This is a genomic window from Leifsonia poae (assembly GCF_027921845.1).
Classification (GTDB): Bacteria; Actinomycetota; Actinomycetes; order Actinomycetales; family Microbacteriaceae; genus Leifsonia; species Leifsonia poae.
Map to the genome: position 1 here is coordinate 117,637 of NZ_BSEN01000012.1, position 22,651 is coordinate 140,287.

Consider the following 22,651-nt stretch of genomic DNA (forward strand, 5'->3'; position numbering starts at 1 on the left):
GCGACCTCGGGTCCGTCTACGCCCGCCGCCAGTCGTCGCTGGTCAGGTGCGATCCCGCCTGCGGGCCCATCTGCAGCATCCCGCCGTCGACCGTCCAGGACGCGCCGGTGACGTACGCCGAGGCCGGTGACGCCAGGAACGCGATGACCGCCGCCACCTCACGGGCGTCCCCCGGGCGGCCGAGCGGGATGCCCGGGCGGTGCACGGCGCGCGGGTCCTCGTCGTCCGCGTCGTTCATCGGCGTCGAGATCTCCCCCGGCGCCACCGAGTTGCAGGTGATGCCGTACTCACCGAGCTCGAGGGCCAGCGTCTTGATCAGGCCGCCGAGCCCGTGCTTGGCGGCGTCGTAGGCTGCGGAGCCGACGCGGGGCTGGTGCTCGTGGACACTCGTGACGGCGATGATGCGACCGCCGCGGTCGGCGTCGACGAGCCGGCGGGCGAGGCGCTGGATGCAGACGAACGGTCCGTCCAGGTCGGCGGCGACCGTCGTGCGCCACGTCTCCCAGTCGGTGTCGAAGAACGCAGGCCCGCCGTTCACGCCCGCGTTGTTCACGAAGACGTCGCAGCCACCGAGTTCGTCGGCGAGCGCATCGATCACATCGCCGCACGCCGGGGCATCGGTGGTGTCGAGCTGCGTGACGACGGCACGACGGCCTGCCTCGCGCACCAGCCGCGCCGTCTCGTTCGCGCCGTCCTCGTCGGAATGCCACGTGACGCCGACGTCCATTCCCGCCTCGGCGAGGGCGACGGCGGTGGCCCTCCCGATGCCGGAATCGGATCCCGTGACGATCGCGGTGGTCGGTGTGAAGTCTTCTGCGCTCATGCGCGGGAGTGTGCGCCGCAAACGACCGATGCGACAGGGGCTTGCGCCCGCGTCCCGCGCGGGTACAGATGAAGGATGAGTCTTTCCGCAGTTCTCTTCGACGTCGACGGCACACTGGTCGACTCCAACTTCTTGCACGTGGACGCCTGGCAGCGCGCGTTCGCCGAGCTCGGGCAGCCCGTGGATGCGTGGCGCATCCACCGCGCGATCGGCCAGGACTCGAGCCGGCTGCTCCGCTCCGTCGCGGGTGAGCACGACGACGACTGGAACTCGCGCGCGAAAGACCTGCACTCCCAGTACTACCGCGAGCTCGCTCCCCGGCTGCGTTCGTTCAGCAGGGCCGCCGAACTGCTCCGCGAACTCAGCGGCCGCGGCATCACCGTTGTGCTCGCGACGAGTGCCCCGGATGACGAACTGGAGCTGCTGCGCGCGGCGATCGGTGCCGACGATGCGATCCGGGCTGCGACGTCGGCCGACGACGTGGAAGAGGCGAAGCCGGATCCGGGCATCCTGGAGGTGGCGCTCGATCGAGCGGGCGCGAGCCCGTCGGAGGCGCTGATGGTGGGCGACTCGGTCTGGGACCTGAAGGCGGCGGCGCGGGCGCACATCCGGTCGATCGGGATGCTCTGCGGCGGCGTCGGCCCGTCGGAGCTCCTGGATGCCGGAGCGTGGGACCTCTTCGACGACCCGGCCGACCTGCTCTCGCGCCTCGACGAGCTCCTCTGACGCGCCCGCGGGCGATGCGCGGGCGTCGTTAAGAAGGCGCGCGGGCGTCGTAGGGTGATGGCATGCCCCTGACGATCGTGACCGGCGGGAGCCGGGGAATCGGCGCCGCGATCTGCCGGCGTCTCGCCGCCGAAGGACACGACATCGTCGTCGGCTATCGCACCGATGCAGACGCCGCCGACGAGGTGGCCGCCGCCGTGCGCAGTGCCGGCCGGCGCGCGCTGACCGTCGAGCTCGACACGACCGACGAGTCCCAGGTCGAAGCACTGTTCGCCGCTGCGGCCGCGGCCGGCTTCAGCCCCGTGACCGGTCTGGTCAACAACGCCGGATCCGCGAGCGCATTCGGCCCGCTCGCCGACGCGGACATCGCCGCCGTGCGACGGGACATCGACGTCGACCTCGTCGGCGTGCTGATCTGCGCCAAGCACGCGATCCGAGCGATGAGCACAAACGGCGGCGGGTCGATCGTGAACATCTCGTCGGCGTCCGCGTACCTCGGCAGCCCCGACCGCTACGTGCACTACGCGGCGGCGAAGGCCGGGGTGGATGCCGTGACCGTCGGACTCTCGAAGGAGGTCGCCCGGCTGGGCATCCGGGTGAACGGCGTCGCTCCCGGCACGATCTACACCGGGTTCCACCCCGAACCCGACAGGCCGGAGGTCGTGGCCCCGACGGTCCCGCTGGGCCGCGGCGGACAGCCCGACGAGATCGCGGGCGCCGTCGCATGGCTGCTCTCCGACGACGCGTCGTACGCGACCGGCACCACCATCCGGGTCACCGGCGGCCTCTGACCCAGCCCGCCTCGAGTTGCGCCGGATGTCGAGTCGAACTTCAGCCGAACCGGACATTCCACGCACGTCGGCGTGCTCAGCGGAGCCTCAGTCACCGACGGTGATGATGACGGTGCGCCCGGGGTTCAGCTTCGTGCCGCCCACCGGGCTCTGCGCGGTGACGAGTCGTTTCGGGGAGAGCGCGACCGCGTCCCCCTCCGCGTTGTGCACCACCACCTGGTAGTCCGCCCCGCGCAGCAGCTTCGCCGCCAGGTCGGAGGGCTTCCCGACCACGTCGATCAGCGCGGCGGCCGTCGTGTCGCTCGTGGGCGGCGCGACCGTCTCGCAGGCGGTGAGGCCGGCCACCGCGAGGGCGACGACGAGAGCGAAGCGCGCCGTTCGCATCAGCATGGGGCCATGCAACCCCGGGCCGTGCATCCGGTCAATCCCCGTTCGGCCGAGCCCGGCCCGACCCGAGCCCTGCCCTACCCGAGCTCGCCCTACCCGAGCTCGCCCTACCCGAGCTCGCGCAGCGGCGACGTGCGTTCCCCGGGCGCATCCCCCGTGTTCATGGTGCCCTGCGGCTCGATGAGCATCGCGGTGACCTCGCCATCCGTCTTCGGACAGTGCTCGACCCCGCGCGGCACCACGAACACGTCGTTCGGGCCGAGCTCGACGTCGCGGTCGCGCAACTGGATCGTGAGCCGGCCGGAGAGCACCAGGAACAGCTCATCGGTCTCCGGATGACTGTGCCAGACGAACTCGCCGAGCAGCCGCACCACCTTCACGTCGTAGTCGTTGATGCTCGCGAGCCGGTGCGGCTGCCACGGCTCCGCGATCCGTGCGAGGGCGTCGTCGATGTTGCGTACCTCAGGGGTGACCATGTGAGCACGTTAGCGCGCGGGCCGACCCGCGCGCATTTGACCCTTGCGCCGCGGGCCCAGGGGGCGTTGGATGCTGCCTGAGGCATCCGACGAGAGGGGTCAGCAATGTCCGCCAGTGAACTCGAAATGTCCAGCGTCCGCTATCCGTATCGGGGGCGCATCTTCCACGTCGAGAAACAGGCCCCCGGCCGGTGGGTCGTGCTCGACGAGTCGCATGCCGAGCTCGGAACGCTCATCCGCGTCTCCGTCGAGGGCGAGGAGCACGAGCCGGTCTTCGGAGCCGTGCCGACCGGCTTCACGGAGACGCTTCACGAGGGCTCCGATTGGAAGATGCTCGTGGCCTCCCTCATCAACGAGGCGCTCGAACCCGAGACCGCGTCCACGGGAAATCAGGGTGAGGCATGACGGTCTCCCTCAATCGCACGGCTCTGACGCACGCGCGGCGCCTGGTGGAGCAAGGGAAGGTCGTGCGCGACGAACGCGACGCCTGGAGCGAGGATGCGCCCAGCACGGATGACGAGAACGCGTACATCGAGAAGCACGGCTACGGCGAATACGGCGAGTGGTTCCTCGGCACCGACACGGAGAAGAACGCCGAGACGAAGGGCCGTTACAGCTTTCCGTTCGGCGACTTCAGCAAGGTCCATCGCTGCGCGGTGATCTCGCTGGAGAGCCGTGCCGCGCAGAACGACCACGACGACATCGCGAAGGCCGCGAAGAATCTGCTCGAGCTGATCGATAAGGATCGATAAGCGCCGCCCGGCGGTTACGATACGGAACGTGAGACCGACGCTGAGGACGGCTTTGGGGTGGATTGCCGCCGTGCTCATCAACGTGGGCGCTCTCACCTTCGTCGCCGGACTCATCCTGCCGCGCGCCGGCAGCGGGCCGGCAGTGCTGCTGACGGGCGTGTCCCTCTGCTTGCTCGGCGTCGCGGTCGGAGCGGCGTGGATGCTCGGCGCGCGCGCGCCGCATCCGTGAGCCCGCATCCGTGAGCCCGCGGCTGCCTACCGGACTCCCGAATACGAAGAAGACCCCACCCCGGGGATGACGGGATGGGGTCGCACCGGAGAGGGGATCAGTCCGGTGGTTCTGTGTTCTTGACCAGGTCGGGATTCGATGGCTGCTGAGCCGGGTCGAAGTCCGCGGGCGGCGGCTCCGCCGCCTCGCTGCCGGTGGTCGAGGCGTCCGTGACGTCTTCTGCGCCCTCCGGCGCCGTGCCGGTCGACGGCGCATCGCCGCCCGAGTCCGCATCGCCGCCCGACGGTGCGTCCGCGCCGTCGTCGCCCGACTGGCCCGGCTCGGTCTCCGCCGGCTCAGCCGCCTGGGCGTTCTCGAAGCGTTCGGGCTGGTCTTCGGCGGGGATCCCCTCGCCGTCGGCGTTCGGCAGTCCACTGGTATCTGACATCGACATGCTCCTTCCGGATCGGAATACGTGCGACAGTACGGGCAGTCGTGATTACGGCTGGCCCTCTTCGCTGTACGAGGTCTCGCCCTCGTCGTGCTCGTTCGGCGCCGCGTCGGGGTCGAGGTCGCGGATGGCGTCGCCGATCACGTTCTGATCGGCCGTGGGTTCGATGGCGCCTCCGTCGTCGCCCTCGAGGCCATCGACGAGGCCGTTCGTCTGGTCGGTGCCGGTGATCGGTTCGACCGGGTCCTCCGAATTCCTGTGATCGCTCATACCCGCAACGAACGCGAACCCCCTCGCTTCTGCAAGGGGGTTCACGTGTGCCGTCAGACGGCGTATGTCGCGTGGCTCTAGCCGCGCGACCGCTCAGGCGGGGACGGCTGCACCGTTCGCCGCAGCCACCAGCTGGTCGAGCTGCTCGCTCGTCACCGGGCTCCCGGGGAATGCGGCGACGCGGTTGAGCGGCATCGACTCGACCATGCGCATGAGCGACGGATCGGCGAGCATCCCGGCCATCGCGCTGTCGCCCATCTGCGCGAGAGCGCCCGACAGGATCGCACCGCCGACGGGGTGCTTGAGCCACTCGCCCAGGGTCGACTCCGCGGTCAGGGTCGCCAGCCCGGCATCGCCGTCGAGGGTCGCGCTCGCGCTCGCGCGCAGGTCGCGGGAGGAGGCGCCGACGCTCACGACGTACTCGCCGCCTTCGACGACCCAGCGCGCACGCTCGATGTCGTAGTACGCGAGGTCTTCGTTCGGGATGGCGATCGTCACCTGCTCCGATGCTCCTGCCGCCACCGCCACGTTGGCGAACCCCTTGAGCTCGCGCGCGGGGCGCGACACCGACGACCCGGGAACGGCCACGTAGACCTGGACGACCTCGCGGCCATCCCGATCGCCGGTGTTGGAGACGGTGAGCGTGACGTCGATGCCCGCGTCGCTGCCCGTGACGCCGAGACCGGAGAACTCGAAGGTCGTGTAGGAGAGCCCATGACCGAACGGGAAGCTCACCGCGGCATCGCGCGCGTCGTAGTCGCGGTAGCCGACGAAGAGGCCCTCGCCGTAGCGCACGTGACCCGACTCGCCCGGAAAGTTCAGGAACGCCGGGGTGTCTTCGAGCCGCAGCGGGATGCTCTCCGCCAGCCGGCCGGACGGGTTGACGGCACCGAACAGCACGTCGGCGACGGCGCCGCCGCCGGCCTGTCCGAGCAGCCAGCCCTCCACGATGGCCGCCGCGCGGTCCGCCCAGCCGGAGAGGCGCACGACGCCGCCGTTGGACAGCACGACGACTACGCGGTCGCTCGCGCCGAGCACGGCCTCCAGCAGCGCGGTCTGCGCGGCAGGGAGCTCGATGTGCTCACGGTCGAAGCCCTCCGACTCGTCTTCGGCGGGCAGCCCGAGGAAGACGAGCACGTCGTCCGCCGTCTGAGCCAGCGCCACCGCCTCGGCGGTGAGCGTCTCGGCGGAAGGTGCGGCACCGTCCGCGCCCGCGTCGTCGAGCACATACCCCGGCGCGAAGCTCACGGTCGCCTCACTGGCGAGCGCGCTGATCTCGTCGAGCGCGTTGTCCAAACGGGTCGGGACGATCTGCGAGCTTCCGGCACCCTGGTAGCGGGGCGTGCGGGCGAACTCGCCGATCACGGCGATGGTGCCTGCGGCATCCGGCTGCAGCGGGAGCACGCCCTCGTTCTTGAGGAGCACGATGCTGCGAGCGGCGACCTCGCGGGCGAGCGCGTGGTGCGCATCCTGGTCGTAGGAAGCATCGGCATCCTGGTGGTCGACGACCTTCTGCACGAGGTCGATCATGCGGTCGGCCGCGATGTCAAGCACCGACTCGTCGAGCGAGCCGTCCGCCACGGCGGCCACCAGCTCGGCATCCGTGACCCCGTTGGTCGACGGCATCTCGAGGTCCAGTCCGGCCACGAGCGCCGCGACCCGGTCGTTGACCGCGCCCCAATCGGAGACGACAAGACCGTCGAAGCCCCACTCGTCACGCAGCACTCTGGTCAGCAGCCACGGGTTCTCGCTCGCGTAGACGCCGTTGATGCGGTTGTAGGAGCACATCACCGTCCACGGCTGCGCGTGCTCGACGACGTGCTGGAATCCGCGGAGGTAGATCTCGCGCAGCGGGCGCTCGTCGATGTCGGCACTGACGCGCAGGCGGTCCGTCTCCTGGTTGTTCGCCGCGAAGTGCTTGAGCGAGGTGCCGACACCCTGCGACTGCAGGCCGTTCACGAGCGCCGCACCGAGCCGGCCGCTGAGGATCGGGTCTTCGGAGAGGTACTCGAAGTTGCGCCCGCACAGCGGCGAGCGCTTGATGTTGATGCCCGGTCCGAGCAGAACGCCGACCTTCTCGGTCTGCGCCTCCGCGCCGAGCGCGCGGCCGACGCTCTCGAGGAGCTCGGGATCCCACGACGAACCGAGGGCGACGGCCGGAGGGAAGCAGGTGGCCGGGACGCTGTCGCCGATGCCGAGGTGGTCGCCGCCCTCGCGCTGCTTGCGCACGCCGTGCGGTCCGTCGGTGAGGTAGATCGACGGGATGCCCGCCCGTTCGATGCCCTTCGACTCCCAGAAACTCAGCCCGCTCGTGAGCGCGGCCTTCTCTTCGGTGTTCAGTTCGGATGCGCGCGGCAGTCGGTCGACCATGATTCTCCTTCGATACGGTCCCGGGATATGGAATACCTTACATCACTCGGTTTTAAGATCACAGCCCTGAACCAGGCCCGCGTGCGACGGGACGCGGGTACGCGGGAGGCCGGATGGATCTGCACGAACGTGCGCCCGGCCGTCTAGCCGTGCCACGCCCGCAAGCGTAGAGTCGGCGTCACGACAGCGTGCCGACGATGAGCGCCGTCAAGCGGTCATGTCGGCGGAAGGAGCCACGATGAGCGCATTCGACGAGCAGGCCGGCGACGAGCGGGAGAACCTCGAGGGCACGTACACCGAAACCGACGGTGAAGGTCCTGTGGAGCGCACGGTGCACGGCCAGTACACCGAGACCGAGGAGTTCGCCGGTCCGGAGACCGAGACCGAGGGCAGTTACGTCGACTCGGACGGCGTCGAGGAGACGCTCGCCTCTGACGAGCAGGGCGAGTACACGGAGACCGACTACTCCAAGTCGGACGACGACCCGGCCTGATCCGGCAGTCCCTGTCGCACGAGTTCGTCGTGCGCGCGGCGGTAGATCGCGCGGATCACGGGCGACTTCGCGTTGTTGTACTCGTGCATGTACGTCCAGTGGCGAGAGGCCGCGTCGCGCTTGGCGGCCTCGTAGAGCATCCGGTCGTCATCGTTGCTGCGCAGCCAGTCGCGCAGGATGACGTGGCGGCGCGGTTCGTCGGCGCCCACGGACCAGACGTGCAGGTTGACAGGGTTGGCGGGCCCGGTGAACAGCCGGTGCTGCTCCCAGTGCGGCTCGCGCACCGTCAGGACGTAGCCGGCGGCCTCGAGTGCCGGCGCGTACGCGGGCTCGTCCGACGAGTCGGCGACCGTGAGGTCGATGTCGATGATCGGCTTCGCTGCGAGCCCCGGAACGGAGGTCGATCCGACGTGCTCGACGGCCAGCGCCCGATCCCCGAGCGCCTGCCGGATGCGGTCGGCCTCGCGCTCGAACAGCACGGACCACTCCGGGTCACTGGCGACGACGGCGATCGGCACCGCCAGCTGCACGAGATCGCCGACCACGGCATCCCGCATCTCGTCGTCGGTGACCGGCGGGTCGGCGGGGAGCGGCGGAAGCCAGGTCACCGAAGCTGCTTGGCCTTCTTCTTGACCGCCTTGCGGGCCTTGTCGGCATCCTTCTTCGCCTCGGCGCGTGCCTTCTTGACCGTCGGATCGTTCCAGAACGACGTGACCGCCTTCTCGATCTGGTCGTACCGTTCGCGACCCGCGCGTGCTCCCAGCACGTACGCGAGCGCCGCGATCACGAGGATGACGAGGAATTTGGGACGCATCGGATCTCCTGCCTGTCTGAGGTACGGACGGTAGCCCTCACGGGCGCGCCTGTGAACCCCGTCCGCGGAACACCCGCTCCAACAGCAGGTCGACCGGCTTGGTGAGCAGGTGCAGGAGCAGCCAGTACATCCCGATCCCCGGGGCGACCACGACCAGCACGAAGCAGACCAGCATGATGAGCACGGGCGTCGAGCCCCGCACGATGTTGATCTGGTCGCGGGCGTCCTCGCGCACGAGGTCGGGGTCGCGATAGAGGATCACCTCCATCCAGAACATCGCCGCGGAGGTGACGACCAGCGTCCCGACATAGAGCGCGTAGACGTCGGCGCGGCCGTTCTTCGCCTCGGCGAGCACATTGGTCGTGAACGGGATGAAGACGATGCCCGCCAGCCAGATCAGGCTCGCGGTGATCAACGGACGCGAGTAGCTCTCCACCCACTCGAAGACGCGGTGGTGGATGGTCCAGAACCGGCCGATCACGATGAACGAGATGCCGAAACCGAGGAACGCGCCCCAGTTGTCGCTGACGAGCTCGCCGAGGCTCATGTTGTTGTTCTGGATTTCGCCTGCGATGTCGACCAGCGGCAGCACCAGCAGGGTGATCGCGATGGCGACGGTGGCGTCGGAGAAGTTCACCAGCCGGTCGAGGCCGCGCTCCGTCTTGATCGCCCGCATAGGGTCATTCTGCCGCGACGCCGGCGCATCGCGGGGAGGTCGGCGCGTGAGTGGCCGACGACCAGCCGGCTCACCGGCAGAGCTCAAACGCATGGGTGGTCACCAATTGTCGCTGCGGGGCCCGGATCGGGGCCGCACGCGACAGTTCGTGACCACTCACGCGCGCCAGAGGTTCAGTGGCTGTGGATGGGCAGGGGCTCTGCGGTCAGCGGCGCGGTCAGCGGCGCAGGGCGGCGCGGTCAGCCGAGGGCGGCGACGAAGTCGCCGGCCGTGACCACCTCGGCCTGACGCGGGAAGACCTTCTCGGTGAGCACCCGGTGCACCTCGGGGTCGCGGTCGAAGACGCCGTCGCTGAGCACGATCACCCGGAAGTCGCGGTCGGCCGCGTCGCGGACCGTGGAGAGCACGACACCGCTGGTCGAGATGCCGGTGAGCACGACGGTGTCGATGCCGCGCGACTCGAGCTGCTCCCGCAGGTCGGTCGTGCTGAAGGCGCCGACGCGCGACTTGCGCACCACGATCTCGCCGTCGGCGGGCTGGATGCGCGGGTCCACCTGCACGGCGGCATCGGCGGCGAGCATCCGGCCCGAGGTGGCCGCGGCCGAGAACATGATGTTGTTCGGCGACACCAGGGACGCCTCCTCCGCGGTCAGCGCGACGTGCACGTACCCGACGGTCAGGCCGGCCGAGCGGGCCGCGTCGCGCACGGCGAGAAGCTGTGCGAGGAAGCCGTCGGCGTCGGGATGCTGGCCGAGGATGGAGGGCTGCAGGTCCATCAGGAGCAGCGCGGTGCGGGCGGGGTCGAGGGCGCGGAGATCGTTCACATACGTAAACTACTTGCCCGACGCTGAATGCGGGCCGAACGGGCACGACCGACGGGTCGCGACCGACAGATCAAGGCCGACGGATCAGAGACCGAGCGTCTTCTTGATGATCGCTTCGGCGTCGTCCGTCGAGGCGGCCGCCTCGGTGGCCTCCTGGTTGGCCTCGGTGATCGCCCGGATGACCTCGTCGCGCTGGATCCGGACGCCGCGTGGGGCGTCGATGCCGATACGGATGCCGTCGCCGCGCGCATCCAGGATCGTCACGACGATGTCGTCGCCGATGAGCACGCGCTCCCCGGGTTTCCTCGTCAGTACCAGCATTCGCTCAGCCTATCCCGACCGGCGCACCGCCGACGGGTGAACCGTCGAGCCAGCCGATCGGGATGCCGAGCCCGCGTGCAGAAGACGGGGTCGCCGTGAAGGCCGAACCCGAGACGACGAGCGCATCGACGGCCAGGATGCCGTCGACGGCGCGGACCCAGGCGGCGGTGTCCTCGGTCTTGCGGGAGACGTCGACCGCCGCCCAGACCTGGTCGGGGGCGATCGAGGCGAGCGCCTCCGCGAGCCCGGCGACCTGCTCCGCTCCTCCCGCCACGCCGAACGCGGCGACGATCGGCCGTTCGCGTCGCACGCCGTCGGCGCGTGCGCGGAGGGCGCCGCGCCGGTCGTCGACCCGCGGTGCCGCGGCGCGCGAGCATCCGCCCGGTCGCACCTCCGCATCGCCGATCGCTTCGGCGAGCATCCGGGCGGCGGTGAGCGCGTCGGTTCCGAGTCCGATGACGAGGGTGAGGTCGCCGCGGCCGCGGAGCAGAGCGGGCGGCGGCGCGACAGGTGCGGCCGGGGCGGCCACCGCAGGAGCGGGCACCGCGACCGGAGGGGTGGACTCAGCGACGGTCGCCGGCCATTCGTCGGCGGCAGTGAGGCCGCCGACCGCGGGCGCCGCGGGAGACACGGGAGGCACGGGGAGATCGGGCTGCGCCGCGACGGACCCCGAGGCGACGGACGCCGCGAGCTCATCGTCGCCGACCGTCTTCACCAGGTCGTCGAGGATCGCCTGGAACGCCGATCCCGACGTCGAAACCGCCGGCAGCACATCGTCGGGTTCCGCGAACTCCGCGGCGATCAGGCCGGCCGCGATCGACATCGAGCCGAACTCGGCCGCCGCCTGCGCCGCCGCGTCGGCTTCCGCATCCGTCCCGCTCAGCCACTCAGGCTGCGATCGGTTCCGCAACGCGGACCACCCCCACCGTCTCGATCGCTGCCTGCACCGCCGTGACCTCCTGGTACGAGAGCACCGGCAGCCCGCTCAGCTGCCCGGCCACGAGCCGCCGCACCGACGGCCGCAGCGCGGGAGCGCACACCAGGATCGCGCTCACCCCGGCGTCGTCGAGCATCGTCGCGGTCTGCTTGAGCGACCCGAGCACCGCCTCCAGGCGCACCGGATCGAGCACGATCTGCGTGCCGACCTCCGACGGGCGCAGCCCTTCGAGCATCGCCTGCTCGAGACCCGGATCGATCATGATCACCCGCAGTGCACCGCCGTCGAGGTGCGGCGCGACGATCGCGGGGCCCAGCGCCGCCCGTGCCGACTCCACCAGACCCTCCGGATCGTTCGAGACCTTCGCCCGCAGCGCGAGCGCCTCCAGGATGCGCGGCAGATCGTTGATCGGCACCTGTTCGACGAGCATCCCCTGCAACACGCGCTGCACCTCGGCGAGCGTCAGCAGGTTGGGCACGAGCTCGTCGACCGCCGAGGGGTTCACCTGCTTGACGCCCTCGGTCAGCTGACGCACGTCCTCGCGGGTGAGCAGCCGCGCGGCGTTCGCGGTGATGATCGACGACAGGTGGGTGATCAGCACCGAGACGCGGTCGATCACGGTCGCGCCGCCGAGTTCGGCGCTGTGCCGCATCTCCGAAGGAATCCATTTGGCGCCCAGCCCGAACACCGGCTCGACCGTCGGGGTGCCGGGCAGGGCATCCAGGCTGTCGCCGAGCGCGAGCACCCGGCCAGACGGCGCCTGCCCACGGCCGGCCTCGACGCCGGCGATCTTGATCACGTAGGTCGACGGCGGCAGGTCGGCGCTGTCGCGCGTGCGCACCGGGGGGACGATGATGCCGAGGTCGAGCGCGATCTTGCGGCGCAGGGCGCGCACCCGGGCGAGCAGGTCGTCGGAGGCGCCGCTCACGATGTCGACGAGGTCGGGGGCGAGCGTGATCTCGAGGGCGTGCACGCGCATCTGCTCGAGCAGGTCGTCCGTGGTCTCGGTGCCGCCGGCCTTCGCCACCGCGGCCTTGGCGGCCTCCGCCTTCTTCGCGGCCGCCTGCGACGTCTTCAGTCGCTGAGCCGCCAGGATGAGGAACGCACCGACCAGCACGAACGGGATGGGCGGCATCCCCGGGATCAGGGCCATGACGATGGCCGCGCATCCGGCGATCGTGAGGGCGTTGCGCGACTGGCTCAGCTGGCCGCTCGCGGTGGTCCCGATGTCGCTCTCGGCGTTGGACCGGGTGACGATCATGCCCGTCGACACCGCCATGAGCAGCGCCGGGATCTGCGTGACCAGGCCGTCGCCGATCGTGAGCAGCGTGTAGGAGTTGATCGCGTCGCCGATCGGCATGCCGCGCTGGATCATCCCGATCGCGATGCCGCCGACCACGTTGATGACGATGATCAGGATGCCCGCGATCGCGTCGCCTTTCACGAACTTCGACGCGCCGTCCATGGCGCCGTAGAAGTCGGCCTCCGCCGACACCTCTGCGCGGCGCGTGCGCGCCTGGTCCTCGGTGATCAGGCCGGCGTTGAGGTCGGCGTCGATCGCCATCTGCTTGCCCGGCATCGCGTCGAGGGTGAAGCGGGCGCCGACCTCGGCGACGCGCTCGGCACCCTTGGTGACCACGATGAACTGGATGACGATGAGGATGAGGAACACCACTGCGCCGATGATGATCGAACCACCGACCGCGACGTGGCCGAAGGCCTGGATGACCTGGCCCGCATAGCCGTCACCGAGCACGAGTCGCGTCGAAGCGACGTTGAGGCCGAGCCGGAAGAGCGTGGCGACCAGGAGCAGCGACGGGAACACCGAGAAGTCGAGCGGCTTCTTGACGAACATCGTGGTGAGCAGGATGACCAGAGCCAGCATGATGTTGACGATGATGAGCGTGTCGAGCAGCCAGGCGGGCACCGGCACGACGAGCAGCATGATGATGCCGACGACGCCGATGGGAACGGCGACCTTCGCGGTGGTCGATTTCATTGCAGTCCTCCCAGAACGGGCGTCATCGTGTGGAATCCGTGTGCGGAGCCGCGCGCCTTCAGCGACATGACGAAGGCGAGCACGCGGGCCACCGCACTGTAGAGGTCGATCGGGATCTCGTCGCCGAGCTGGCAGCTCGCGTGCAGGGCGCGGGCGAGCGGAACGTCCTTGACCACCGGCACTCCCTCCTCCTGCGCCTTCTCACGGATGCGAAGCGCGATCGCGCCCGCACCCTTCGCGACGACGCGCGGCGCCGACTTGCCCGGCTCGTACTTGATCGCGACCGCGATGTGCGTCGGGTTGACGAGCACGACATCCGACCCGCCGATCGCGGCGATCATGCGGTTGCGGCTCATCGCCAGCTGCCGGGAGCGGCGCTGCGACCGCACGAGCGGGTCGCCCTCGGCGTTCTTGTTCTCGTCGCGCACCTCGCGCTTGGTCATGCGCGTCTGCTTGCGGTTGCGGCGCATCACCACGAGCACGTCGAGGCCGGCGAGCACCAGGCCGGCGCCGACGGCCGCCTGGATCAGCCCGACCGCACCCCCGGATGCCGCGGCGAGTAGCGAGTTCAGCGACATGCTGCCGGCGGTCAGCAGCACCGGCATCAGCCCCTGCACGACGAGGTACAGGCCGACGGCGACCACGGTGGACTTCAGCAGAGTCTTGGCGCCCTCCCACAGCGCGCGCATCCCGAAGATGCGGCCGAGACCGGTGACGACGTTGAACTGCTCGTACTTGCCTTCGAACTTCTTGAAGTGGATACCGCCCTGCACCGCCGCGCCCGCGATCACGGCGAGCGCGGTGACGACGAGCATCGGGGTGATGGTGGTCATGATGCTGCCGAAGGCCTCGCCGAACGCGGTCAGCGCCACGGCGGGATCCGGGTTGCGGATGACGGAGGTCACGGTGAACATCTGGTCGACGCCGGCACGGCTGGCGAGATCGATCGTGACCGGGAGCATCACCGCTGCGGCGCCGACGCCGATCCAGGCGGTGAGGTCGGTCGACTTGCCGAGGCGGCCCTTGGAGCGGGCCTCCTTCATCCGTTTATCGGTCGCCTGCTCGGTGCGTTCCTGCGCGTCGCTCATCGGCCCACCCCCAGCATCGTCTTGACCGCCGTGCCGGTGAGCCCCTCGACCACGCCGGGCAGCGCGACGAACAGCACCCCGGAGAGCACGACGGTGAGCATGATCTTGAGCGGGAAGCCGAGCGAGAAGGCGTTGAGCGCGGGCGCGACGCGGGTCAGCAGTCCGAGGCCAACATCGGCGAGGAAGAGCACGACGATGAGCGGTCCCGCGATCTGCACGGCCGCGAGGAACATCTGGCCGACCCCCGACACCATCTGCTTCACCGGATCGGCCAGATCGATGCCGGCGGCGAGCGGGATCGCGTCGAACGAGCGCACCAGGCCGCCGATGATGAGCTGGTAGCCGCCGGAGGCGAACAGCAGGGCGAGGGCGGTCATCTGGAACATCCGGGTGAACTGCGCGCCGTTGACCATCGACTGCGGGTCGTAGGCCTGCGCGAGCTGGAAACCGCCGAACAGGTCGACGAGGTTGCCCGCCGACTGCACGGCGGCGAACACGAGGTACACGAGGAAGCCGAGCGTGGCGCCGACCGCCAGCTCCTTGAGGAGGTCGAGCACGAAAGCGCCGGTGTCGGCGGAGTGGTAGCCGGCGGCGACGTTGGGCGCGACGGCGATCGCGAGGCCGATGGCGAGCATCCCCTTGATCTGCGCCGGGATGCCGTTGTACGAGAACGGCGGGGCGATCACCAGGAAGGCGATCATCCGCAGCGATGCCAGTGCGACCGCCTCGATCGTGCCCAGATCGATCGGGATGTTCATCAGCCGCCGCCCAGCAGCGAGGGGATCTTCTCGAACAGCACGTTCGTGAAGGTGATCATCTCGGAGATCATCCAGTGCCCGCAGATCAGCAGCGCCACCGCGACGGCCGCCGCCTTCGGGACGAACGAGAGCGTGACCTCCTGGATCTGCGTGATCGACTGCAGCAGCGAGATGGCGAAGCCGACGACGAGCGCGGTGATCACGATGGGCGCGGCGAGCTTCGCGGTGACCAGGAGCCCCTGCATCGCGATGTCGAGTACGGCATTGGCGTCCATCAGCCGCCGCCCTTGTAACTCGAGATGAGGGAGGTGATGATGAGCCCCCAGCCGTCGACGAGGATGAACAGCAGGATCTTGAACGGCAGCGAGATCATCACCGGCGGGAGCATCATCATGCCCATCGACATGAGCGCTGCCGACACCACCATGTCGATCACCAGGAACGGCACGAAGATCACGAAGCCGATGATGAACGCGGCGCGCAGCTCGGAGATCATGAAGGCCGGGATGAGCGTGAGCATCGGCACCGCGGCGGGCGTTGCGGGGTTGGGGCGCCCAGCGGCGCGGGTCATCAGCGCGATGTCCTCCTCGCGCACGTGCGCCAGCATGAAACCGCGCAGCGGCGCCTCCGCCAGTTTCACCGCGGCCGTGAAGTCGATGTGACCGTTGAGGTACGGCTGCACGGCATGGCTGTTGATGTCGATCAGCACCGGGCTCATGATGAACAGCGACAGGAACAGGGCGAGGCCCGCGAGCACCTGGTTCGGCGGGATCGACGGGAGCGCGAGCGCGTTGCGGGTGAGCGCGAGCACCACGAAGATCTTCGTGAACGACGACATCATCAGCAGCAGCGCCGGGGCGACCGAGAGCAGCGTGATCCCGAGCAGGGTCAGGATGGCGGCCGACGGCGTGCCGTTCGGCCCGTTGATGTCGATGGTCACGCCACCGGTGCCACCGGCGCCGGGGCCGGCGGGGCCGCTCGGCGTCGGAACGGGGCTCGGCACCATCGGCAGCGGCGACGCGTGCGCGACGTTGACGCTGATCAGCACCATGGCGACGGCGGCGACCACTCCGAGGAGGATCATCACGCCGAGGCGCGGGGAGCGGGCGAGTCGCCCGACGGCCGCCCTCACTTCTTCGCGCGCACCGCCGAGCTCGCCTGTCTCCACGTGGCCGGTGACAGGATCGAGCCCTTGAGGGCCTCGTCGAAAACGGATGCGCGTCCGTGCGCACTCAGGTAATCGGCATCCTGCCTGTCTGACGTTCCGGGCTTCACGGCCCCGGAGACCGATACTGCTTCGCCCTCGACGACTGCGGGCTCCTCGACCCGGTCGAGGGACTTGGCGAAGGTCTGACGCACCGGCGCGAGCCGGGTGACCTCTGCATCGACGGGGCGGTCCCCGGAGTGCAGCACGTTGACCGCGCGCTCGGTGACGCCGAGCACGAAGCGGGTTCCATCGACGTCGACCACGACGACCGACGCCTTGGCGCCGACGCCCTGGCGGCCCACGACCGTCACCGCGTTGCCGCGTCGGGCGCCGCGCTTGCCCTTGGTGACGCGTCGCTGCACGTACCAGAGCACAGTGACGATCACGCCGAGTACGACGAGTACCCGGAGGGCGACGAAAACGGTATCCACGAAGAGGTCAGTCCAGGTCTTCTGCGGCGTCGAGGATCTTGGTGATGCGCACCGCGTAGTCCTGGTCGATGACCACGATCTCGCCGTGCGCGATCAGGCGTCCGTTGAGCAGCACATCAGCGGGCGAGCCGGCCGAGCGGTCGAGCTCGATCACAGCACCCGGCTCCATGGCGAGCACGTCGCGCACGGGCATCCTGGTGCGGCCGATCTCGACGGTGAGCGCCATCTCGACGTTGCTGATGCGGCCCAGCTTGCCCGCGAAGCCGCCGGCGAGCGAGGCGCGCTCGGTGGTCGACTGCCGGATGCGCACCGCGAACCATCCGGCGATGCCTGCCGGCGCGGCCAGTTCGAAGACGACGGTCTCCGGGTCGGAGAAGAGGTCGGTCGCGTCGTCGACGCGGGCGTCGTCGAGCACTCCGGCGCCCAGCGCCTCGCTGGCGGCCTCGAGCGCCGGCTGCAGCACGTCCTGGAGGGCGACGACCGGTGCGCCGTCGGTGGTGTCGTCGACCAGCTCGGGGGCGTCGAGCAGCACGACCGCGAGATCCGCGGAGACCGATCCGACGAACGTTGCGACGACGGCGCGCGCGGTCTGTCCCGCGAACCCGTCGGTCGTGTGCAGGCGCGGCGTCAGCGGCGCCCCGGTCGGAAGCACCCCGGCGAGGGCGCGCGCGGCCGCCAGGGGCAGCACGGTCGAGGTGGTGGTCATGCTCATCGTGGTCAGTCCTCTGTCTTCACGATCACGCAGGCCAGGCGGGAGCCGTTGGCTCCGAGCGCCGCGCCGGCGACGGGGTGGCCCCCGACGGCGAGATCGAACGGTCGGTGTTGCGGGTGCGGGATCGACAGCACGTCGCCGACGGAGAGCCCGAGCACGACGCTCGGCTTCACCTGGGCGGGCGTGAGGCGCAGCGACACGTCGACGGGGACGTGCGCGAGCTGCGCGTCGATGAGTTCGCGCGCGTTGTCGGCGCTGCTCGTGGGGTTCGTCTCGCCGAGCTGCGGCAGCAGCGCGAGGGCCGGGATCGCGACGGTGGCGGTCGACACGTTCTCGCCGACCCGCAGGTCGAAGCTCGCGACGATCATCAGCTCGGTGGTGGAGGCGGCCTGCGCGAACTGCGAGTTGTACTGGATGGCGTCGACGGCGATCGGCGCCACCAGCAGAGCGCCGAGCGAGTACCGCAGGTCTTCGAGCGCGTCGTCCATGAGGCGGCGGACGAGGGCGTGCTCGATCTGGGTGAACGTGCGCTCGATCGTGGTCGGCGTTCCCTGACCGCCCAGCATCGTGTTGACCCACGACAGGGCGGCGGTGGTCGGGAACTGGATGACGCCCTTCGGCGCCAGTCCGTCGAGCTCGCAGAGCACCATCGCGGTCGTCTGCGGAAGGGAGGCGGCGTACTCGTCGTAGGTCTGCATCGCGACCAGTCCGCACGTGACCTGGCTGAGCACGCGCACCTTGGCGGTCAGCTGGGTGGCCCACTGGCGGGCGAAGGTCTCGAACGCGAGCTCGAGCACCCGCGAGTGCTCCCTGGCCAGGGTGGTCGGCCGGCGGAAGTCGTACACCTGTGCCTCGGGAGCGCTGGTGTCGGCGAACAGGGTGGTCACGAGCCCGACTATCGGCCGCGTCGCCCGCCGCGTTAGGGAAAACCTGCGCGACTTGATGCGACTCCGAGTCTCCGGAGCTAGGCGGGGCGGACCTGCGTGTCGCCGGAGGCTTCCGGAGCTGCGCCGGCCGGTGCGACGGCCGGTGCGGCGGCCCGCGCGGGAGCGGCCGCCGGGGGCGTCGCCGGTGGACGTCCGGGGAGGAAGAACGAGAGCCCGATCGCGACGACCGTGAACCCGACAGCCCACCAGAACGCCACGTCGAACGCGTCCGCGATCCCCTCGAGACCGTGCGCCCCGATCGCCGCCGACTGCAGGATGACCGCGAGCAGCGCCACCCCGAACGAACCGCCGATCTGCTGGGCGATCCGGGTCAGGATGCTCGCGTGCGGCACATCCGCCCGGTCCAGCCCGATGAACGCGACGGTCATGAGCGGGATGGTCACCGCCCCGAGTCCGAACCCCCGCACGAGCAGCGCCGCCATCAGGATCCACTCGTTCGTCGTCGCGCTCGCGAGTGCGAACGGAACGGTGGCGGCACCGACGATCGCGAACCCGACCAGCGCCACCCAGCGGGCGCCGATCGTGTCGGTCAGCCGGCCGGCCGTCGCGCGGCTGATCAGCGTGCCGATGCCCTGCGGCACCAGCAGCAGCCCGGCTCCGAGGGCATCCGTGCCCCGCACCTCCTGGAAGTAGAGCGGCATCAGCAGCATCGCGCCGTACAGCGAGGCGCCGGAGAGGAACAGCAGGGCCGACGACGAGGCGACCGGACGGTGCCGGAAGAGCCGCACATCCACCAGCGCACGCTCGCCACGGCGGATGCCCCACACGACGAAACCGGCGAGCAGCAGCGCTCCGGCGATCAGGGGGATGAACACGTCGGCCCGGGCGAAGCCGCCGTCGCGCGCGACGTTGGAGAGACCGTAGAGGATGCCCACCATGGCGGGTGAGAGCAGGAGCAGCCCGACGACGTCGAGGCGTGCGCGCGTCCCCGGCGCATCGCGCGGGATCAGCCGCATCGCGAGGATCAGCCCCAGGATGCAGAACGGCACGTTCACCCAGAACAGCCAGCGCCAGTCGAACGCGCTGAGGATCGCTCCCCCGACGACCGGGCCGAGGATCGGCCCGAGGACCGCAGGCAGGCTGACGACCGACATGATGCGCCCGAGGTTCTGGCCGTGCGCCGCCTGCATCACGAGGGTGGACATGAGCGGCAGCATCATGCCGCCGCCGATCCCCTGCACCACGCGGAACGTGATCAGGCTCGGGGCGTCCCAGGCGAGACTGCAGAGGATGGAGCCCAGCAGGAAGATCGTGAGCGCCAGCATCCAGAGGCGCCGGCCCCCGACCCGTTGCTGCGCCCAGCCGACGATCGGGATGGTCACACCGAGGGCGAGCAGATAGCCGGTGCTGACCCACTGGATGGTGTCGACCGAGGTGTGCAGATCCGTCGCGAGCGTGTGCAGAGCCACCGAGACGATCGTGGTGTCGAAGATCACGGCGAGAGCGCCGGCGATCACGGCGATCGAGATCCTGAGCACTGCCGGATCGATGCGTTCCTTCTCGGCCATCGCCACTCCTTAAGATACGTGGATGTATCTTGTGATGCTACGCCGTCACGATAAGATACACAAATGGATCTCATCGACGAGGCGCCCGCCCGGCGCCGACGCGGGCAGGAGCTCGAGGACGCCCTCCTCGACGCCGCCTGGGACGAGCTCGTCGAGGCCGGCTACTCCGACTTCACGATCGACGGCGTCGCCTCGCGGGCCGGCACGAGCCGGCCCGTCGTCTACCGCCGCTGGCCGACGAAACCCGAGCTCGTGCGCGCCGCCATCGCCCACGAGAGCGCGAAGAGCAGGCGCCCGCTTCCCGACACCGGCACGCTGCGCGGCGATCTGGTCGCCCTCATGCAGCAGGCGAATGAGACGCGCCTCGGCTTCGCGGCCGTGCTGAGCGCCCACCTCGGCAGCTTCTACCGGGAGACCGGGAGCAGCCCGTCCGATCTACGCGACATCGTGCTCGCCGGGCGGGAGTCCACCATCGACACCATCTACGACCGGGCCATCGCGCGCGGCGAAGTGGATGCCGAGCGCCTGACACGCCGCATCCGCTCCCTGCCGAGCGACCTCTTCCGGCACGAAGTCCTGATGACGCTCAAACCGGTGCCGCAGCAGACGATCGACGCAATCGTCGACGAGGTGGTCATGCCGCTCTTACGATCCGGGCGCAGCGGCCGATAGTCGCCCTGTGACGGCTCACCCGGAGCCGAGACCAGGATTCGCGCCCATGATCGTCGTCACCCGATTGAACGACACCCAGTTTGCGGTCAACCCCGACCTCATCGAGCGGATCCACGCCAGCCCCGACACCACGCTCGTCATGGTGGACGGCGCCAAGTTCATCGTCACCGAGAGCATGGGAGAGGTGATCGAGAAGATCGCCGCCTACCGGGCACGGGTCATCGCGCTCGCTCACGACCTCCCGGCGTCGGGTCCGCGCCCCGTCGGCACCCCGCAGCTCGGTCTCGTCCCGCCCGCGGAGGGCGACGACGGCGAAGGCGACGATCTGGGCAGCACCCGTCGTCCCCTCACCGACCCCTCCCGCACCGTCCCCCTGCGCGCAAGGAAGAAGTGATGGATCCCGCAACCATAATCGGCATCGTCGTCGCGTTCGCCTCCGTCGTCGCGATGGTGACGATGGAGCACGCCCAGCTGAGCGCGCTGCTGCTGCCCGCCCCGATGGTGCTGGTCTTCGGCGCGACCATCGCCGTCGGCATCGCGAGCGGAACGGTCAAGGACTTCCTCGTCGCCGTGAAGGCGCTCCCGCGCGCCTTCCGCGGCAAGATCGACCCGCCTCAGAAGGTCATCGACCAGGTCGTCGGGCTCGCCGAGAAGGCCCGCGCGAACGGACTGCTGGCCATGGAGCAGGAGGCCGACGGCGTCAACGACCCGTTCCTCAAGCGCGCCCTGCAGAACATCGCCGACGGCACCGACGGCGACGAGCTGCGGGTCCTGCTCGAGGACGAGATCGCGACGCGCTCCAAGAGCGACCGCGTCGCCGCCAAGTTCTTCAGCAGCATGGGCGGCTACGCGCCGACGATCGGAATCATCGGAACCGTGGTGTCCCTGACGCACGTGCTCGAGAACCTGTCGCAGCCGGGCGAGCTCGGCCCGATGATCGCCAGCGCGTTCGTCGCGACCCTCTGGGGACTCCTCTCCGCCAACTTCCTGTGGCTGCCGATCGGCGCCCGCCTGCGTCGGCTCTCCGAACTCGAGGTCGACCGCATGACGCTCCTCATGGAGGGCGTGCTCGCCATCCAGGACGGCAGCCAGCCGCGCCTGCTCGGTGAGCGGCTGCGCGCGATGGTCCCGGATGCTCCGGCCAAGCTCAAGACGGACAAGCCGAAGGCCGACAAGCTCAAGGAAGCCGCCTAGCGATGGCCGCGTCCCGCCGGCGCAAGCACGAGCCCGAGGAGGAGCACGAGAACGAGGAGCGCTGGATGGCCTCCTACATGGACATGGTCACCGTGCTCATGTGCATGTTCATCGTGCTGTTCGCCATGTCCACGGTCGATCAGAAGAAGTTCGCCGAGCTCAAGGACTCCCTCGCCACCGGCTTCGGTCAGGTGAAGTCGCAGAAGATCGACACGGCGAGCGGTGTCATCGTGCCGCCGTCGCAGGTCGACGACAAGGGCGACAACACCGATCTGGCGCTGGCCGAGCAGGAGGCATCGAACCTCAAGGCGCTCCGCGACCGCATCATGCTCGCGCTGGGCCGTGACGGCCTGCAGACCGACGTGACGATGAAGATCGACGCCCGAGGTCTCACGATCGGCCTGGTCGGCAACGAGACCTTCTTCGCCTCCAACCGCGCCGAGCTCAGTGCGACGGCGGTCGCAGTGCTCAACGACATCGGCCCGGCGATCACGGGTGCGCCCTACCAGGTGTCGATCGAGGGGCACGCCGACCTGCGCCAGCCCGGCGCGCCGTACCCGACGAACTGGGAGCTGTCGGCCGGGCGCGCGACGAGCGTGCTGCGTCATCTCGTCGAGGTCAACCGCTTTCCGCAAGGGCGCATCGCGGCGGTCAGCTACGGCTCGGCCCGGCCGCTCGCCAACGCCACGGGAACCTCCGACCGCGATCTCGCTGCGAACCGCCGCGTGGACGTGGTGGTGCTGTCGAACCAGCCGGACAAGGTGCGCGCGCTCATCCCGCAGGCTCTGAAGACCCCCGCCGTCGGCGCCGGCTGAT

31 protein-coding genes are annotated in these 22,651 nt (G+C 69.7%); 10 read left to right on the forward strand and 21 right to left on the reverse strand.

From position 1 onward, the window contains the following. Nucleotides 1–16: 16 nt before the first annotated feature. Nucleotides 17–823 (reverse strand): SDR family oxidoreductase, encoded by an 807-nt coding sequence (locus tag PKE84_RS12535; RefSeq protein WP_271177586.1) that lies wholly within the window; start codon nt 821–823, stop codon nt 17–19. Nucleotides 824–898: 75 nt separating this feature from the next. On the opposite strand from PKE84_RS12535, the gene PKE84_RS12540 reads away from it, so the two are divergent. Then, nucleotides 899–1,549, forward strand: coding sequence for an HAD family hydrolase (locus PKE84_RS12540; protein ID WP_271177587.1), 651 nt, complete (start codon nt 899–901; stop codon nt 1,547–1,549). Nucleotides 1,550–1,611: 62 nt separating this feature from the next. Continuing rightward, on the forward strand, nt 1,612–2,340 hold the full coding sequence (locus PKE84_RS12545; protein ID WP_271177588.1) for an SDR family NAD(P)-dependent oxidoreductase: 729 nt from the start codon (nt 1,612–1,614) through the stop codon (nt 2,338–2,340). An 87-nt stretch (nt 2,341–2,427) separates the two neighbouring features. On the opposite strand, the gene PKE84_RS12550 is transcribed toward PKE84_RS12545, so the two are convergent. Beyond that, nucleotides 2,428–2,730 carry a PASTA domain-containing protein gene (locus PKE84_RS12550; protein WP_271177589.1) on the reverse strand — a complete coding sequence of 101 codons (303 nt, stop codon included), beginning with the start codon at nt 2,728–2,730 and terminating at the stop codon, nt 2,428–2,430. Between the two features lie 104 nt (nt 2,731–2,834). Continuing rightward, entirely contained in the window at nt 2,835–3,203 is a 369-nt protein-coding gene (locus tag PKE84_RS12555) for a cupin domain-containing protein (RefSeq protein ID WP_271177590.1), read from the reverse strand. A 105-nt stretch (nt 3,204–3,308) separates the two neighbouring features. Here PKE84_RS12555 and PKE84_RS12560 point away from each other — a divergent pair, with 105 nt between their 5' ends. The 3 genes from PKE84_RS12560 (at nt 3,309) to PKE84_RS12570 (ending at nt 4,184) form a co-directional block, all read left to right on the forward strand. Continuing rightward, nucleotides 3,309–3,608 (forward strand): hypothetical protein, encoded by a 300-nt coding sequence (locus PKE84_RS12560; protein WP_271177591.1) that lies wholly within the window; start codon nt 3,309–3,311, stop codon nt 3,606–3,608. Continuing rightward, nucleotides 3,605–3,955: a hypothetical protein gene (locus tag PKE84_RS12565; protein ID WP_271177592.1), complete on the forward strand. Its 351-nt coding sequence runs from the start codon at nt 3,605–3,607 to the stop codon at nt 3,953–3,955. The genes PKE84_RS12560 and PKE84_RS12565 overlap by 4 nt, the downstream gene beginning before the upstream one ends. A gap of 70 nt (nt 3,956–4,025) precedes the next feature. Continuing rightward, nucleotides 4,026–4,184 (forward strand): hypothetical protein, encoded by a 159-nt coding sequence (locus PKE84_RS12570; protein ID WP_271177593.1) that lies wholly within the window; start codon nt 4,026–4,028, stop codon nt 4,182–4,184. 97 nt (nt 4,185–4,281) lie between these two features. Here the strand turns inward: PKE84_RS12570 and PKE84_RS12575 are convergent, their stop codons facing one another. The 3 genes from PKE84_RS12575 to PKE84_RS12585 all read right to left on the reverse strand — a co-directional run bounded on the left by PKE84_RS12575 (nt 4,282) and on the right by PKE84_RS12585 (nt 7,254). After that, on the reverse strand, nt 4,282–4,611 hold the full coding sequence (locus PKE84_RS12575; RefSeq protein ID WP_271177594.1) for a hypothetical protein: 330 nt from the start codon (nt 4,609–4,611) through the stop codon (nt 4,282–4,284). A 51-nt stretch (nt 4,612–4,662) separates the two neighbouring features. Then, nucleotides 4,663–4,884, reverse strand: a complete 222-nt coding sequence (locus PKE84_RS12580; RefSeq protein ID WP_271177595.1) for a hypothetical protein — start codon at nt 4,882–4,884, stop codon at nt 4,663–4,665. A 93-nt stretch (nt 4,885–4,977) separates the two neighbouring features. Further along, nucleotides 4,978–7,254, reverse strand: coding sequence for a glycoside hydrolase family 3 C-terminal domain-containing protein (locus PKE84_RS12585; protein WP_271177596.1), 2,277 nt, complete (start codon nt 7,252–7,254; stop codon nt 4,978–4,980). 238 nt (nt 7,255–7,492) lie between these two features. Here PKE84_RS12585 and PKE84_RS12590 point away from each other — a divergent pair, with 238 nt between their 5' ends. Next, the gene (locus PKE84_RS12590; protein WP_271177597.1) at nt 7,493–7,747 is read left to right on the forward strand and encodes a hypothetical protein; all 255 of its coding nucleotides are present in this window, start codon (nt 7,493–7,495) and stop codon (nt 7,745–7,747) included. On the opposite strand, the gene PKE84_RS12595 is transcribed toward PKE84_RS12590, so the two are convergent. The 15 genes from PKE84_RS12595 to PKE84_RS12665 form a co-directional block, all read right to left on the reverse strand. Then, nucleotides 7,717–8,355 carry a GrpB family protein gene (locus PKE84_RS12595; protein ID WP_271177598.1) on the reverse strand — a complete coding sequence of 213 codons (639 nt, stop codon included), beginning with the start codon at nt 8,353–8,355 and terminating at the stop codon, nt 7,717–7,719. The genes PKE84_RS12590 and PKE84_RS12595 overlap by 31 nt on opposite strands. Next, nucleotides 8,352–8,561: a hypothetical protein gene (locus PKE84_RS12600; protein ID WP_271177599.1), complete on the reverse strand. Its 210-nt coding sequence runs from the start codon at nt 8,559–8,561 to the stop codon at nt 8,352–8,354. The genes PKE84_RS12595 and PKE84_RS12600 overlap by 4 nt, the downstream gene beginning before the upstream one ends. A gap of 37 nt (nt 8,562–8,598) precedes the next feature. Beyond that, a complete protein-coding gene (locus PKE84_RS12605) occupies nt 8,599–9,237 on the reverse strand; it encodes a TMEM175 family protein (RefSeq protein ID WP_271177600.1) in 639 nt (212 codons plus the stop codon). 239 nt (nt 9,238–9,476) lie between these two features. Then, nucleotides 9,477–10,061, reverse strand: coding sequence for a cysteine hydrolase family protein (locus tag PKE84_RS12610; RefSeq protein ID WP_271177601.1), 585 nt, complete (start codon nt 10,059–10,061; stop codon nt 9,477–9,479). Nucleotides 10,062–10,145: 84 nt separating this feature from the next. Beyond that, entirely contained in the window at nt 10,146–10,382 is a 237-nt protein-coding gene (gene csrA, locus PKE84_RS12615) for a carbon storage regulator CsrA (RefSeq protein ID WP_271177602.1), read from the reverse strand. 4 nt (nt 10,383–10,386) lie between these two features. Further along, nucleotides 10,387–11,292 carry a hypothetical protein gene (locus PKE84_RS12620; RefSeq protein ID WP_271177603.1) on the reverse strand — a complete coding sequence of 302 codons (906 nt, stop codon included), beginning with the start codon at nt 11,290–11,292 and terminating at the stop codon, nt 10,387–10,389. Next, nucleotides 11,270–13,318, reverse strand: coding sequence for a flagellar biosynthesis protein FlhA (locus tag PKE84_RS12625; protein ID WP_271177604.1), 2,049 nt, complete (start codon nt 13,316–13,318; stop codon nt 11,270–11,272). Before PKE84_RS12625 ends, PKE84_RS12620 begins: the two co-directional genes overlap by 23 nt. After that, nucleotides 13,315–14,406: an EscU/YscU/HrcU family type III secretion system export apparatus switch protein gene (locus tag PKE84_RS12630; protein ID WP_271177605.1), complete on the reverse strand. Its 1,092-nt coding sequence runs from the start codon at nt 14,404–14,406 to the stop codon at nt 13,315–13,317. Before PKE84_RS12630 ends, PKE84_RS12625 begins: the two co-directional genes overlap by 4 nt. Beyond that, nucleotides 14,403–15,164 carry a flagellar biosynthetic protein FliR gene (locus tag PKE84_RS12635; protein ID WP_271177606.1) on the reverse strand — a complete coding sequence of 254 codons (762 nt, stop codon included), beginning with the start codon at nt 15,162–15,164 and terminating at the stop codon, nt 14,403–14,405. The genes PKE84_RS12630 and PKE84_RS12635 overlap by 4 nt, the downstream gene beginning before the upstream one ends. Next, nucleotides 15,164–15,439 (reverse strand): flagellar biosynthesis protein FliQ, encoded by a 276-nt coding sequence (gene fliQ, locus PKE84_RS12640; protein WP_271177607.1) that lies wholly within the window; start codon nt 15,437–15,439, stop codon nt 15,164–15,166. The genes PKE84_RS12635 and fliQ overlap by 1 nt, the downstream gene beginning before the upstream one ends. Beyond that, nucleotides 15,439–16,248, reverse strand: a complete 810-nt coding sequence (gene fliP / locus PKE84_RS12645) for a flagellar type III secretion system pore protein FliP (RefSeq protein ID WP_271177678.1) — start codon at nt 16,246–16,248, stop codon at nt 15,439–15,441. The genes fliQ and fliP overlap by 1 nt, the downstream gene beginning before the upstream one ends. 44 nt (nt 16,249–16,292) lie before the next feature. Beyond that, complete coding sequence (locus tag PKE84_RS12650; protein ID WP_271177608.1) at nt 16,293–16,802, reverse strand: FliO/MopB family protein; 510 nt, start codon at nt 16,800–16,802, stop codon at nt 16,293–16,295. Nucleotides 16,803–16,809: 7 nt separating this feature from the next. Next, on the reverse strand, nt 16,810–17,514 hold the full coding sequence (gene fliN / locus PKE84_RS12655) for a flagellar motor switch protein FliN (protein ID WP_271177609.1): 705 nt from the start codon (nt 17,512–17,514) through the stop codon (nt 16,810–16,812). A gap of 5 nt (nt 17,515–17,519) precedes the next feature. Continuing rightward, nucleotides 17,520–18,401: a flagellar motor switch protein FliM gene (locus PKE84_RS12660; protein WP_271177610.1), complete on the reverse strand. Its 882-nt coding sequence runs from the start codon at nt 18,399–18,401 to the stop codon at nt 17,520–17,522. Nucleotides 18,402–18,478: 77 nt separating this feature from the next. Next, the gene (locus PKE84_RS12665; protein WP_271177611.1) at nt 18,479–19,969 is read right to left on the reverse strand and encodes an MDR family MFS transporter; all 1,491 of its coding nucleotides are present in this window, start codon (nt 19,967–19,969) and stop codon (nt 18,479–18,481) included. Nucleotides 19,970–20,032: 63 nt separating this feature from the next. Here PKE84_RS12665 and PKE84_RS12670 point away from each other — a divergent pair, with 63 nt between their 5' ends. The 4 genes from PKE84_RS12670 to PKE84_RS12685 are packed head-to-tail and all read left to right on the forward strand — an operon-like array spanning nt 20,033 to nt 22,650. After that, nucleotides 20,033–20,641 (forward strand): TetR/AcrR family transcriptional regulator, encoded by a 609-nt coding sequence (locus tag PKE84_RS12670; protein WP_271177612.1) that lies wholly within the window; start codon nt 20,033–20,035, stop codon nt 20,639–20,641. A gap of 46 nt (nt 20,642–20,687) precedes the next feature. Next, nucleotides 20,688–21,035, forward strand: a complete 348-nt coding sequence (locus PKE84_RS12675) for a flagellar FlbD family protein (RefSeq protein ID WP_271177613.1) — start codon at nt 20,688–20,690, stop codon at nt 21,033–21,035. Next, nucleotides 21,035–21,835, forward strand: a complete 801-nt coding sequence (locus tag PKE84_RS12680) for a motility protein A (protein ID WP_271177614.1) — start codon at nt 21,035–21,037, stop codon at nt 21,833–21,835. Before PKE84_RS12675 ends, PKE84_RS12680 begins: the two co-directional genes overlap by 1 nt. A 2-nt stretch (nt 21,836–21,837) precedes the next feature. After that, entirely contained in the window at nt 21,838–22,650 is an 813-nt protein-coding gene (locus tag PKE84_RS12685) for an OmpA/MotB family protein (protein WP_271177615.1), read from the forward strand. The last annotated feature ends 1 nt before the right edge of the window (nt 22,651 follow it).

What these genes read in the sequence shown, in the direction of transcription:
- PKE84_RS12535 (WP_271177586.1), bottom strand. Translation starts at nt 823, where the DNA reads ATGAGCGCAGAAGACTTCACACCGACCACCGCGATCGTCACGGGATCC.
- PKE84_RS12540 (WP_271177587.1), top strand. Translation starts at nt 899, where the DNA reads ATGAGTCTTTCCGCAGTTCTCTTCGACGTCGACGGCACACTGGTCGAC.
- PKE84_RS12545 (WP_271177588.1), top strand. Translation starts at nt 1,612, where the DNA reads ATGCCCCTGACGATCGTGACCGGCGGGAGCCGGGGAATCGGCGCCGCG.
- PKE84_RS12550 (WP_271177589.1), bottom strand. Translation starts at nt 2,730, where the DNA reads ATGCTGATGCGAACGGCGCGCTTCGCTCTCGTCGTCGCCCTCGCGGTG.
- PKE84_RS12555 (WP_271177590.1), bottom strand. Translation starts at nt 3,203, where the DNA reads ATGGTCACCCCTGAGGTACGCAACATCGACGACGCCCTCGCACGGATC.
- PKE84_RS12560 (WP_271177591.1), top strand. Translation starts at nt 3,309, where the DNA reads ATGTCCGCCAGTGAACTCGAAATGTCCAGCGTCCGCTATCCGTATCGG.
- PKE84_RS12565 (WP_271177592.1), top strand. Translation starts at nt 3,605, where the DNA reads ATGACGGTCTCCCTCAATCGCACGGCTCTGACGCACGCGCGGCGCCTG.
- PKE84_RS12575 (WP_271177594.1), bottom strand. Translation starts at nt 4,611, where the DNA reads ATGTCAGATACCAGTGGACTGCCGAACGCCGACGGCGAGGGGATCCCC.
- PKE84_RS12580 (WP_271177595.1), bottom strand. Translation starts at nt 4,884, where the DNA reads ATGAGCGATCACAGGAATTCGGAGGACCCGGTCGAACCGATCACCGGC.
- PKE84_RS12585 (WP_271177596.1), bottom strand. Translation starts at nt 7,254, where the DNA reads ATGGTCGACCGACTGCCGCGCGCATCCGAACTGAACACCGAAGAGAAG.
- PKE84_RS12590 (WP_271177597.1), top strand. Translation starts at nt 7,493, where the DNA reads ATGAGCGCATTCGACGAGCAGGCCGGCGACGAGCGGGAGAACCTCGAG.
- PKE84_RS12600 (WP_271177599.1), bottom strand. Translation starts at nt 8,561, where the DNA reads ATGCGTCCCAAATTCCTCGTCATCCTCGTGATCGCGGCGCTCGCGTAC.
- PKE84_RS12605 (WP_271177600.1), bottom strand. Translation starts at nt 9,237, where the DNA reads ATGCGGGCGATCAAGACGGAGCGCGGCCTCGACCGGCTGGTGAACTTC.
- csrA (WP_271177602.1), bottom strand. Translation starts at nt 10,382, where the DNA reads ATGCTGGTACTGACGAGGAAACCCGGGGAGCGCGTGCTCATCGGCGAC.
- PKE84_RS12625 (WP_271177604.1), bottom strand. Translation starts at nt 13,318, where the DNA reads ATGAAATCGACCACCGCGAAGGTCGCCGTTCCCATCGGCGTCGTCGGC.
- PKE84_RS12630 (WP_271177605.1), bottom strand. Translation starts at nt 14,406, where the DNA reads ATGAGCGACGCGCAGGAACGCACCGAGCAGGCGACCGATAAACGGATG.
- PKE84_RS12635 (WP_271177606.1), bottom strand. Translation starts at nt 15,164, where the DNA reads ATGAACATCCCGATCGATCTGGGCACGATCGAGGCGGTCGCACTGGCA.
- fliQ (WP_271177607.1), bottom strand. Translation starts at nt 15,439, where the DNA reads ATGGACGCCAATGCCGTACTCGACATCGCGATGCAGGGGCTCCTGGTC.
- fliP (WP_271177678.1), bottom strand. Translation starts at nt 16,248, where the DNA reads ATGATCCTCCTCGGAGTGGTCGCCGCCGTCGCCATGGTGCTGATCAGC.
- fliN (WP_271177609.1), bottom strand. Translation starts at nt 17,514, where the DNA reads ATGAGCATGACCACCACCTCGACCGTGCTGCCCCTGGCGGCCGCGCGC.
- PKE84_RS12665 (WP_271177611.1), bottom strand. Translation starts at nt 19,969, where the DNA reads ATGGCCGAGAAGGAACGCATCGATCCGGCAGTGCTCAGGATCTCGATC.
- PKE84_RS12670 (WP_271177612.1), top strand. Translation starts at nt 20,033, where the DNA reads ATGGATCTCATCGACGAGGCGCCCGCCCGGCGCCGACGCGGGCAGGAG.
- PKE84_RS12675 (WP_271177613.1), top strand. Translation starts at nt 20,688, where the DNA reads ATGATCGTCGTCACCCGATTGAACGACACCCAGTTTGCGGTCAACCCC.
- PKE84_RS12680 (WP_271177614.1), top strand. Translation starts at nt 21,035, where the DNA reads ATGGATCCCGCAACCATAATCGGCATCGTCGTCGCGTTCGCCTCCGTC.
- PKE84_RS12685 (WP_271177615.1), top strand. Translation starts at nt 21,838, where the DNA reads ATGGCCGCGTCCCGCCGGCGCAAGCACGAGCCCGAGGAGGAGCACGAG.